The sequence below is a fragment of the Marinobacter sp. genome, from assembly GCF_041984545.1.
In the GTDB taxonomy this organism is placed as follows: Bacteria; Pseudomonadota; Gammaproteobacteria; order Pseudomonadales; family Oleiphilaceae; genus Marinobacter.
In genome coordinates this window covers 1-11,137 of the sequence record NZ_JBHIXV010000057.1, presented here as the reverse complement: position 1 = coordinate 11,137, position 11,137 = coordinate 1, and the positions used below count along the sequence as shown (strand labels likewise).

The window sequence follows — 11,137 nt, the reverse complement described above, 5'->3', positions numbered from 1 at the left end:
ACCTGTACCGGAACAGCGCCCGTCAAGGCGCTACGCGCCATGCCTGGCGCACCAAAAAAAGAGCCCGGCATGGCCGGGCTTCGTCTTGCTTGAGAGCAGTGATGCGTTATTGCCAGATCACCGGCTGGCGCTTGGCGTACCAGCTATCCACCTTCTCCTGGTAGGCGTCCTCCACCACGTTGCGCTTGAGCTTCAGCGTTGGGGTCAGGAAGCTGTTCTCGATGGACCACTCATCGCTGACCACGGTAATGAACGCCAGCTGCTCGTGCGGATCCACGGTCTTGTTCACATCCGCAATCAGCTTTTTGAAGCTTTCCTCGATTTCCTTGCGAAAGGCCTCATCGGCCATCTTCGGCCGCACTTCCTCACCCAGCATCACGAGTGCATGGGGCTGGGTCTGGTTGGCGCCAGACACGCACACCATTTCAATGGCGTCGTGGGACATGAGCCGGTTTTCAATCGGCGCCGGGGCAATGTACTTGCCCTTGCTGGTCTTGAAGATTTCCTTGATGCGGCCGGTCAGCTTCAGGCGACCCATCTCGTCGATCTCACCCTTGTCGCCGGTTTTCAGGAAACCGTCTTCGGTGAAGGCCTCGCGGGTTTTCTCTTCATCCTTGTAGTAACCCATCATGGTGGCCGGGCTCTTGATCTGCACTTCGCCCTCTTCGCTGATGCGGGTTTCCACTCCGGGCAGCGACTCACCCACGTAACCGGTGCGCGAACGGCCCGGCTTGTTCATGTGCGAATAGGCAAAGTTTTCAGACATGCCGTAGCCTTCAAGCAGCTCGAGGCCAAGATTGCGGTACCAGTCCAGAACGTCGCTGGCCAGCGGCGCGGAACCACTGCCCGCCAGTTTCACCTTGTCCAGGCCCAGGCCCTTGAGGATCTTCTTCTTGATCAGCTTGTTCACCACCGGGATCTTCAGCAGTCGCTCCAGCTTCTGCTTGGGCAGCTTCTGCAGCACGCCGTGCTGGAACTTCACCCACAGACGCGGTACCGAGAGGAACAGAGTCGGCTGCGCCCGCTGCAGGTCCTGCACGAAGGTGTCCAGCGACTCGGCAAAGTACAACTGGAATCCCGCGTACAGCGAGGCCAGCTCAACAAAAGTGCGCTCGAATACGTGAGCCAACGGCAGATAGGACAGCATGCGCTCGTCGGATCCGACCTTCAGGACTTCCATCCCACCTTCGGCGGCAAACGCCATGTTGCCGAAACTGAGCATCACGCCCTTGGGCTTGCCGGTGCTGCCCGAGGTGTACACGATGGTGGCCAGCTCGTCGGCGCTCCGGTGAGTGTTCTCCTCAAGGGGAGGATACTTGGCAATGATGTCGTCCCAGGTTTCGAAATCGTTGGGCGGGCTCAGCGGGTAGGAAATGCAGCGCACCGACTCTGGCACACCCGGCTTCATCATGTCCCAGTCGTCCAGCTTGCCGACAAACACCACCTCGCACTCGGCGTGGTTGAGGATGTAATTCACGGTGTCAGCATTCAGGGTGGGATAAAGGGGAACGGAGATGTGGCCGGCCATCCAGATAGCCCAGTCAGTCATGATCCAGTGGGCGCAGTTTTTGGAAATCAGGCCAATTCTGCTTTTTTCCGGCAGATTGAGGGATTTCAGGTAGGAAGCCATACGTCTGGCTTCATCAACTGCGCGACCCCAGGTGTATTCCACCACCTTGCCATCGCCGATGGGCTGGGTCATGTACAGCGCGTTCGCTTTTTCGTTCTCCCAGTGATAGAGCATATCCAGCGGGAGTTTGTTTGTTGTGTCCATGGACCTTCCTTGCATTTCGTTATTCGAGTTATGGGTGACTTATTATTAGACTTTCGTAGGGTATTTCAACACATGATAGGCCGTCAAAACGTGACCGACGCAAAATAATTTCTGATTGCACCTATTTTAGTCACGACAGATTACCCAACCCGCACCGAAAGCTCCAAAAAGCCTGCGGCAACCGGCCAGACACTACCCCGTAGGCCACGTGCCTGTGATAAACTTGCGCACCTTCTGAACTTCAACATCACAGTCAACCGATCCGGAGATGGGCATATGGCCAAACGTACCCTGCGCACCCTGTTGGGTGCCACCCTGCTGGCAATGGCAACCCTCGTGCAGGCAGACGAACCCCGCACTGTCGCGATCACCCAGATTGTAGAGCATCCGGCACTGGACGCCGTTTATCAGGGCATCAAGGACGAGCTGGCTGAACGTGGTTTCAAAGAAGGTGAAAACCTCCAGGTGATGCACGAAAGTGCCCAGGGCAACTCGGCCATCGCCGCCCAGATCGCCCGCAAGTTCGTGGGTGAAAACCCCGACGTCATCGTTGCTATCGCAACACCCTCGGCCCAGACCGTAGCGGCGGCAGCCCGCAACACACCGGTGATCTTCTCGGCCGTAACCGACCCGCTGGGTGCCAAACTGGTAAACAGTCTAAAAGCTCCCGGCGCCAACATCAGCGGCGTGAGCGACATGCTGCCACTGGACAAGCACCTGGACATGCTGCAGCGCATCGTACCCGACGCCAAGCGCATCGGTACCGTGTACAACCCCGGTGAGGCCAACGCGGTATCGCTGGTAAACCTGCTTGAGGAGCGCCTGGCCGCCCGCGGCCTGGAACTGGTGAAGGGCGCGGCTACCAAGACCTCCGAAGTACTGGGTGCCGCCCGCTCCCTGGTGGGCAAGGCAGACGCCATTTACCTGACCACCGACAACACGGTGATCAGTGCGGCAGAAGCGGTGATCTCCGTGGGTGAGCGCGCCGGCATTCCCATGTTTGCCGCCGACACTGCCACCGTTGAGCGTGGTGCCGTGGCCGCCCTGGGCTTTGACTACTACGATCATGGTCGCCAGACCGGCGTGATGGTTGCCCGCGTGCTGAACGGTGAGAAGCCGGGCGATATGGCCGTGGAAACCATGGAGAAACTGGACCTGTTTGTGAACCCGGCCGCCGCCGAGCGCATGGGCATCACCCTGTCTGACGAGCTGATCGCCGAGGCAGAAAAAGTCATCGACAGCGCCCAGTAATCCCCTAACCCAACGGGCAGCCCTAACAAGGGGCTGCCCGTTTCTATTTAATGGTGATACCCGACCATGCTGAGCAACATCGCCCTCTATGGCGCTATTGAAACCGGCCTGATCTATGGCCTGGTAGCCTTCGGCATCTATCTTTCCTTCCGGGTGCTGGACTTTCCCGACCTTACCGTGGATGGCAGCTTTCCCCTGGGGGCCGCCGTCGCTGCCGTACTGATCATCGACGGCTGGAACCCCTGGCTGGCCACCGGCTGCGCCGTGCTGGCCGGCATGGCAGCAGGCGCCGTGACAGCCCTGCTGAATGTAAAGCTCAACATTCTCAACCTCCTGGCCTCTATCCTCACCATGATCGCGCTTTACTCGGTGAACCTGCGCATCATGGGGCGGCCGAACGTGGCGCTGCTCACCGAAGAAACCGTGCTTACCCCCTGGTACGACCTGGGGCTGGAGTTCCACCAGGTACCGGTGCTGCTGTTCGTGATCGTGGTGTTCCTATCCCTTATCCTGCTCTGGCGATTCATGAAATCCGAAACCGGCCTCGCCATGCGCGCTACCGGTGCCAATGCCCGCATGGCGCGGGCCCAGGGCATAGCTACGGGCGCCATGATTGTGCTCGGCGTTGCCCTCTCCAACGGCCTGGTGGGCCTGGCGGGCGCCCTGTTTGCCCAGAGCCAGGGTGCGGCAGACGTCACCATGGGTGTGGGCGTAATCGTCATCGGCCTGGCTTCGCTGATCGGCGGTGAAGCGGTGGTCACACCCTCCACCGTGTTTCGTGCGCTGATCGCCTGCGTAGTGGGCGCCATCATCTACCGGCTGGCCATCGCCTTTGCCCTGAACGCCGATTTCCTTGGCCTCCAGGCCCAGGACCTGAACCTGATTACGGCGGTTCTGGTAACCCTCGCCATCGTTCTGCCCGGCGTGCGCACGTCCATCGCCGGCAAACTGTCACGAAAAAAGGCCTGAGGAGACAACATGATCAGTGCAACCGATCTGCGGCTCACCTTTGGCAAAGGCACACCGCTGGAAAACCCCGCCCTCCGGGGCATGAGCCTCACCGTGAACCAGGGCGAGTTCGTTACCGTGATTGGCAGCAACGGGGCGGGCAAATCCACATTCCTCAATGCCCTCGCCGGGGAAGTGTTGGTGGACAGCGGCCAGATCATCGTGGACAACCTCGATGTCACCAAACTGCCGACCCACAAACGGGCCGGCCGTGTAGCCCGGGTATTCCAGGACCCGCTCGCCGGCACCTGCGAAGGCCTCACCATCGAGGAAAACCTGGCCCTGGCCATCAAACGCGGTCAGCGCCGTGGCCTTACCTCCGCGGTAAAGCGCCAGTACATGGAGCAATTCCGGGACAGCCTGTCATCGCTGAACCTTGGCCTGGAAAAGCGCCTGGGCGACAAGATGGGCCTGCTTTCCGGTGGCCAGCGCCAGGCTGTGAGCCTGCTGATGGCGAGCCTCACGCCCTCCAGCATCCTGCTGCTGGACGAGCACACGGCCGCCCTGGACCCCAAAACCGCCGCCTTCGTGCTGGAACTGACCACCAAGATCATCGAGGAGCAGAAGCTGACAGCGCTGATGGTGACCCACAGCATGAAACAGGCGCTGGACGTTGGCAGCCGCACGGTGATGCTGCATCAGGGCCAGGTAGTGTTCGACATCGCCGGCAAAGACCGGGAGGGTCTGGAGGTTAAAGACCTGCTGGGCCTGTTCGAGAAGCAGCGCGGCCTGGAAGTGGACGACGACAGCCTGCTGCTGGGGTGACCAAAGACTCAAAGGTATGTAGCAAAAAAAGCGGGGCAAGGCCCCGCTTTTTTATGCTTTTCTGAACAACGGTCAGTGACCGTAAATCAACATCGATGTATCGGTGATAGCCAGATTATCCAAGGCCACCGAACCAATTGACGTTCCACCCACGAGAACACCACCGATACGGATATCGGCATTGAAGTCCCGAAGGTCCACTGCAAGACTGTCGACACCAGCACTGTTCGGCGCCTTGTAGATGTCCAATTCGACTCTTGCAAAAAGATCCAACGGCTGGGGAGCCGAAAGGTCATATTCTGCACCAGTGAGTTGGAAATCTTGAATCCCAATCGCCAAGAAGGGCACATCGAAATCCAAGTCGTCGATGGCGATATCGGTCTTGAAATTCAGCTTGTCGGTGGCGGTATCGATACGAATGGTGCCGGAGCCGATCAGCATGTCCATGTTGAAGTTATCCAGCACCGTGGTGCTGCCACCGGTACCTGTCAGGTTCCAGGCGCCGGTGGTCATCCGGAAGTCCACCGCGTTAAACGTGATGGGCAGCAGATTGATAATGGCATCGCCGTCCTGGGCGATATCGATATTGATCCGGATGTTGTCCAGCCGATCGGTCGCCTGCCCGTTCAGGTTCAGGTTCATCTCCGAGAACATGTCGGTGCGGTTGGCACCGCCGATGAAGATATCATTGACCTCAAGAGAGCCTTCATCGGTGTAGATGAAGCGATCGATGTTCAGTCGGGTTTCCAGCTCGATGGTCACACCGGCCTGGCCGGTGATGTTGCCCATGGCCGAGTCGTCCAGCATCTGGATCTCGGCCATGGCCGCAGGTGGCGCACCCGCGACAAAGAGCGCTAGCAAGGTTGGTTTCAGGCCTTTCATTATTATTTCCTTGTTTTGGTATTGGTCACATCCTGTGGGCCACTGCAATGTTCGACACCACCCTCATACTTTAACGACACGTATTAACGGGGTACGTGCAGAAGTCACATTCTGCCCGGCTCTGCGGAGCTATTGCCGGTGAATTTTTAACCACAACATATAGTATTAATGAGTTTTTAGCCGCAACGCGCGGTTTTCCGGGAATTTTCGTCGATGCAAGCGCTCAACGATTGATTTTCTTTGCGGCATGCTCCCGTTCAATAGTTGCGTTCTTATTCACACAACACTATATCCTGTTATACTCCTCAAAAAATAAGCCCACATATAGGGCCACAGACTTCCAGGCGATCACATCGATACACGTGGTCGCAAGCGGCGCCAGCCGCGCCAACACAACGATCTACAGACGTAACCGGGCATCGGGGAGCAAAACCGCCTTCACAGGCAACCACCATATCTAGTGGTTTACACGGCTCCGCGGAACAAATCGCCCATGGCATTGATCAAAAGGGGTACAGCATTGCTCTGCAGTGCTGTCAAAAAGAAGACATACTGGACATACCGAGGGTGGCAATGAACGCTAAGGCACAGGCAGTGGTAACGACAATTCCGATGCAGGAAGCCTCAATCGACATCTGGCACAGCAAATACCAGCTGAAGACCAAGAATGGCGATCCCGTAGACAAGGACATCAACGCAACCTACGAGCGCGTTGCCAAGGCCCTTGCCGAGGTGGAGAACAAATCCGTACGCACCCAGCACATGAAGAACTTCATCTGGGCCCTGCAGAACGGCGCCATCCCGGCCGGCCGGATTACCTCCAACGCCGGTGCCGAAGCGCACAAGCCGGCCACCTCCACCATCAACTGCACCGTCTCCGGTACCGTTCAGGATTCCATGAACGACATCCTGGAGAAGAACCACGAAGCCGGCCTTACCCTCAAGGCAGGCTGTGGCATCGGTTATGAATTCTCCACCCTGCGCCCGAAAGGCGCCTACGTGGCCGGTGCCGGCGCCACCACTTCCGGCCCGCTGTCGTTCATGGATATCTTCGACCGCATGTGCTTCACCGTGTCTTCCGCCGGTGGCCGCCGCGGTGCCCAGATGGCGACTTTCGACGTACACCACCCGGATGTGATCGACTTCATCCAGGCCAAGCGCGAAGACGGCCGCCTGCGTCAGTTCAACCTCTCCCTGCTGATCACCGAAGACTTCATCGAAGCCGTACGCAACGGCGACGACTGGCACCTTTCTTTCCCGGTGACTGAAAAGGAAGTGGAAGACGAAGGCCTGGACCTGAGCGACGCCAGCCAGTTCGTGTACCGCGATTTCCCGGTGCAGAAAGGCTATGTGGTAAACGATGAAGGCAAGGTGGCCTGCCGCATCTACCGCACCCTGAAAGCCCAGTTCATCTGGGACACCATCATGACCAGCACCTACGACTACGCCGAGCCGGGATTCATCCTGATCGACAAGGTCAACCAGATGAACAACAACTGGTTCTGCGAGGACATCCGCGCCACCAACCCCTGCGGCGAGCAGCCCCTGCCCCCGTATGGCAGCTGCCTGCTGGGCTCGGTGAACCTGACCAAGTTCGTGGACTACCCGTTCACCGACAAGGCCAGCTTCAACTACGAGAAATACCGCAAGGTAGTGGGCATCTTCACCCGCATGCTGGACAACGTGGTCGAGATCAACGGCCTGCCGCTGGCCGAGCAGCGCCACGAGATTACCTACAAGCGCCGCCACGGCATGGGCATTCTGGGCCTGGGTTCCACCCTCGCCATGCTGCGCATGCCCTACGGTTCTGAAGAATCCGTACAGTTCACCGAAGAAGTGGTGCGCGAGATGGCCGTGGAAGGCTGGCGCCAGTCCCTGGCCCTGGCCGAGGAAAAAGGCGTGGCGCCGATCATGGACGACGAGTTCGAGATCGACGCCAAGATGCTGAACAAGTGCCCGCAGCTGAGCAAAGACGGCTACAAGCTGGGCGACAAGGTGAAAGGCCGCATCCTGCACGCCAAGTACAGCCGCTACATGCAGCAGATTGCCAGCGTGGAGCCGAAGCTGGTGGAAGAGCTGGCCGAGAAAGGTGGCCGCTTTACCCACCACACCTCCATCGCGCCCACCGGCACCATCAGCCTGTCGCTGGCCAACAACGCCAGTAACGGCATCGAGCCGAGCTTCTCGCACCACTACGCGCGCAATATCATCCGCGAAGGCCGGAAGACCAAAGAGAAAGTGGACGTGTTCTCCTTCGAGCTGCTGGCCTACCGCCACCTGGTGAACCCGGGCGCCATGCCGTTCTCCGAGGACGAAGACAAGCAGCTGCCCGCTTACTTCACCACCTCCGATGACGTAACACCGGCGCAGCACGTGGACATCCAGGCCGCCGCCCAGAAGTGGGTAGATTCCTCGATTTCCAAGACCGCGAACGTTCCCACAGACTTCGCCTACCAGGACTTCAAGGACATCTACCTCTACGCCTACGACAAGGGCCTGAAGGGTTGCACCACCTTCCGCTTCAACCCGGAAGCCTTCCAGGGCGTGCTGGTAAAAGAGAAGGACCTGGAAAACACGCTTTACGAGTTCACTCTGGACGACGGCAGCAAGGTGACCCTCAAGGGCAACGAGCAGGTGGAGTACGACGGCGAGATCCACAACGCCGCCAACCTGTTTGACGCACTCAAAGAAGGCACCTACGGCAAGTACTGATCCGGGAACCGACACAGGACAACGAACATGACAGTTAAAATCAGCAACAAAATCGTCGGCTACCGCGTAAAGAAAGCCGACCCCGAAGCCGCCGCCGAACACCAGGCACCGGTACAGGCAGACACCAAGCCCGTTCAGATGAACGAATACATCGAACGGCCGGACTTCCTGCTGGGCACCACCTACAAGATCAAGCCGCCGGTGGCCGAGCACGCGATGTACATCACCATCAACGACATCCTGCTCAACGAAGGCACCGACCACGAAAGCCGGCAGCCCTATGAAGTGTTCATCAACTCCAAGTCGATGGAGCACTTCCAGTGGGTTATTGCCCTCACCCGCGTTATCTCCGCGGTATTCCGCAAGGGTGGCGACGTGACCTTCCTGGTGGAAGAGCTGCGCAGCGTGTACGACCCCAACGGCGGCTACTTCAAGAAAGGCGGCGTGTTCATGCCCTCCCTCGTGGCTGAAATCGGCGCCGTGATCGAGAAGCACCTGAAGGCCATCGGCCTGCTGGAAAGCGAGGAAATGAGCGAAACCACCAAGCGCATCCTCGCCGAAAAGCGCGCCGAGTTCGAAGCCACCCACACCACGGCCACGAACGACGAAAAAGCCAGCGACTACCCCGCCAACGCCACCATGTGTGGCAAGTGCAGCACCAAGGCGGTGATCGTGATGGACGGGTGTGCGACCTGCCTGTCCTGCGGTGACAGCAAGTGCGGTTGAGGTGATTGACTGCAATGAGTGACGAGAAGGCCTGAAGTGAACGCTTCGGGCCTTTTTGTTTTTCGGGGGCGGAAAAAGGTGGAGATAGACGACAATTGTCCGAAAATCTTATCGCCGCCCGCTCCATCGGCTTACAAGCCCATGAGAAATATGGAATATTTCAGGAATTGCCGATGTGGATAGGCTAACAATCTTGGCCCAGGCTGTGGTGGAAGTTGACGCCTATTTCCGTAGGGGCTGCTTTCTTAATTGGGTATCGTTCGGATGTAGAAAGGAAATCTGGTCGTTGGGATCAACGAGACTTTCGAATAGACGCCTTTGAATAAACGTCATTTGACGTTGAATTAGCTGTTAGCTGGTAGTGCCTTGGTCTTTTTTGGTGGCTGATTGCCATTGGGCCTTGGCCGAAATCTGGCAGCAAAACCCGAATCAGTGGTGTTTTGCCAAGGCCGTCAAAACTCGTCGTCTTGCTGGTAGCTCAGCGGATGATGGTGTTGGTATAAAGGTAGGTGTCTGCGTTGGGGGGCCGTCCGCCGAAAGCCGGTTCCTTGCTTACCTGCTACTCTGAAGTTCAGGTTCATTCGTCGCGTCGGTGGCGGTGTTTTCAATCAAAGTGCATCGGCTTATGGCGGTGCCAGGGCAGCGGAGCATGCCGTCATGTTGTTAGCCAGGGATTGGTCTTTCTCGTTACCCCCGGCTAACCAGTCGCTTAAGTACGTTCCGGCCTTCGGCCTCCACCGGACGCCCTTGTCAGGGTGCCGCTTCGCTTCGCGTTAGGCCTCACGGAAAATTTGGAATCTTTTACATGGAACATTTCGGAAAAATAGTCGCCGGCTTAATATTATTCATAGTTACATCCGTTGTGGCATACCTATTTAAGATGCGGCAACTTTATGTAGCAACGCCAAAACTCTATAAAAGCACCGCTATATCCAAAGACGGATCACTTTGCGAAATAATAATATATAACCGCGGAAACCAAGCAGAAGAAGATATCACCGCAAGCTTAGACCCTGACCTGAACGCCGAGCTACTTGCTTCTAACTCCTCGGATCTCACGCTCGAAAAATCACATATAAAAATAAATAGGCTGCATAAAGGACAAGAAGCGTCAGCAATCTTGCTTATCGAGAATGGAATTCTTGACCCATCAAAAGTCATATCTATCTCCTCAAAAGGAACCCAGGGGAAAACTTACCAAAAGATAGAAGAAGTGCCACCAAACTTTGCACTAACCTTCCTTCTCTTAGCTGTCATTTTCGGTGCCATACCAGGTGTAATTTATGGTTTTAAAGCATATGAAAGCCTTAGCAATGCATATGCCGAACACCAGCTTAAATCCATTCACGAGCTTGGGTGGAGCAATCTTGGGAACTATTATGATTCAGAGCTAAAGGAAAGCTATAGCAACCAAGAATTTCCGGTACGGCTTGTAGAGAACAATCAAAAACCGAACAAGAACGATACATTAACTTTTGAGCTATACAACAAAACAGCAGTTCCAATGGAAGTAGTGGCGGATAAAAAATTCAGAGCCAAAGGCGATCTAAGCTATTTCACAACCGTCACAGTACCGCCAATGTCAAAGGACACGCTAACCATAAAGCAACCTACAGATTCCCAAAAAAATCCGGAACCAAAGTATGAGTTTAGCCTTCAGCATGGTGATGAATTCATTTACGGCATGACCTATATCTATAATCCATACGAGCGCTAACCGAACAGCTTCAAAGTCCGGCTAACTAGCTGTTCAAATCGTTCGCTCCGCTCACTGGTACGGGCTAAAGCCCGCCCTTTAACCAAACCCTGACCTGAATCCGTGAGTTCAACCGGCTGAAACTGTATCCAAAGCCTGCAATAACAAAGCCTTGGGCGATATAATAGCACCTGACATCCATTCACCCAGTCAGTGCATTTAGCTCATGCGTACTTTCACTCTCCAGCAATCCCGAACCGAAGTCTATACACCCCACGGCGGACTGGCCCTGGTGGGCCACTGCCTGAACCGGCACACGTCGC

Annotated in this window: 8 protein-coding genes; 6 read left to right on the top strand and 2 right to left on the bottom strand. The window is 56.7% G+C overall.

The window, feature by feature from the left end; all coding sequences use genetic code 11:
- Nucleotides 1-106: 106 nt before the first annotated feature.
- On the bottom strand, nt 107-1,774 hold the full coding sequence (locus tag ACFC20_RS17160; protein WP_375194059.1) for an AMP-binding protein: 1,668 nt from the start codon (nt 1,772-1,774) through the stop codon (nt 107-109).
- 276 nt (nt 1,775-2,050) lie between these two features.
- Here ACFC20_RS17160 and ACFC20_RS17155 point away from each other — a divergent pair, with 276 nt between their 5' ends.
- The 3 genes from ACFC20_RS17155 (at nt 2,051) to ACFC20_RS17145 (ending at nt 4,798) form a co-directional block, all read left to right on the top strand.
- Nucleotides 2,051-3,025, top strand: a complete 975-nt coding sequence (locus ACFC20_RS17155; protein ID WP_375194058.1) for an ABC transporter substrate-binding protein — start codon at nt 2,051-2,053, stop codon at nt 3,023-3,025.
- 66 nt (nt 3,026-3,091) lie between these two features.
- Nucleotides 3,092-3,994, top strand: a complete 903-nt coding sequence (locus ACFC20_RS17150; protein ID WP_375194057.1) for an ABC transporter permease — start codon at nt 3,092-3,094, stop codon at nt 3,992-3,994.
- Nucleotides 3,995-4,003: 9 nt separating this feature from the next.
- Entirely contained in the window at nt 4,004-4,798 is a 795-nt protein-coding gene (locus ACFC20_RS17145; RefSeq protein WP_375194056.1) for an ABC transporter ATP-binding protein, read from the top strand.
- 72 nt (nt 4,799-4,870) lie between these two features.
- On the opposite strand, the gene ACFC20_RS17140 is transcribed toward ACFC20_RS17145, so the two are convergent.
- Nucleotides 4,871-5,680: a DUF6160 family protein gene (locus ACFC20_RS17140; protein ID WP_375194055.1), complete on the bottom strand. Its 810-nt coding sequence runs from the start codon at nt 5,678-5,680 to the stop codon at nt 4,871-4,873.
- 573 nt (nt 5,681-6,253) lie between these two features.
- Here ACFC20_RS17140 and ACFC20_RS17135 point away from each other — a divergent pair.
- The 3 genes from ACFC20_RS17135 to ACFC20_RS17125 all read left to right on the top strand — a co-directional run bounded on the left by ACFC20_RS17135 (nt 6,254) and on the right by ACFC20_RS17125 (nt 10,835).
- Complete coding sequence (locus tag ACFC20_RS17135; protein ID WP_375194054.1) at nt 6,254-8,392, top strand: adenosylcobalamin-dependent ribonucleoside-diphosphate reductase; 2,139 nt, start codon at nt 6,254-6,256, stop codon at nt 8,390-8,392.
- Between the two features lie 27 nt (nt 8,393-8,419).
- Nucleotides 8,420-9,118 carry an NrdJb gene (locus ACFC20_RS17130; RefSeq protein WP_091984778.1) on the top strand — a complete coding sequence of 233 codons (699 nt, stop codon included), beginning with the start codon at nt 8,420-8,422 and terminating at the stop codon, nt 9,116-9,118.
- An 805-nt stretch (nt 9,119-9,923) separates the two neighbouring features.
- Nucleotides 9,924-10,835 carry a hypothetical protein gene (locus ACFC20_RS17125; protein WP_375194053.1) on the top strand — a complete coding sequence of 304 codons (912 nt, stop codon included), beginning with the start codon at nt 9,924-9,926 and terminating at the stop codon, nt 10,833-10,835.
- Nucleotides 10,836-11,137: the final 302 nt, after the last annotated feature.

Coding starts and splice junctions, on each gene's coding strand:
- ACFC20_RS17160 (WP_375194059.1), bottom strand. CDS start 1,774: ATGGACACAACAAACAAACTCCCGCTGGATATGCTCTATCACTGGGAG.
- ACFC20_RS17155 (WP_375194058.1), top strand. CDS start 2,051: ATGGCCAAACGTACCCTGCGCACCCTGTTGGGTGCCACCCTGCTGGCA.
- ACFC20_RS17150 (WP_375194057.1), top strand. CDS start 3,092: ATGCTGAGCAACATCGCCCTCTATGGCGCTATTGAAACCGGCCTGATC.
- ACFC20_RS17145 (WP_375194056.1), top strand. CDS start 4,004: ATGATCAGTGCAACCGATCTGCGGCTCACCTTTGGCAAAGGCACACCG.
- ACFC20_RS17140 (WP_375194055.1), bottom strand. CDS start 5,680: ATGAAAGGCCTGAAACCAACCTTGCTAGCGCTCTTTGTCGCGGGTGCG.
- ACFC20_RS17135 (WP_375194054.1), top strand. CDS start 6,254: ATGAACGCTAAGGCACAGGCAGTGGTAACGACAATTCCGATGCAGGAA.
- ACFC20_RS17130 (WP_091984778.1), top strand. CDS start 8,420: ATGACAGTTAAAATCAGCAACAAAATCGTCGGCTACCGCGTAAAGAAA.
- ACFC20_RS17125 (WP_375194053.1), top strand. CDS start 9,924: ATGGAACATTTCGGAAAAATAGTCGCCGGCTTAATATTATTCATAGTT.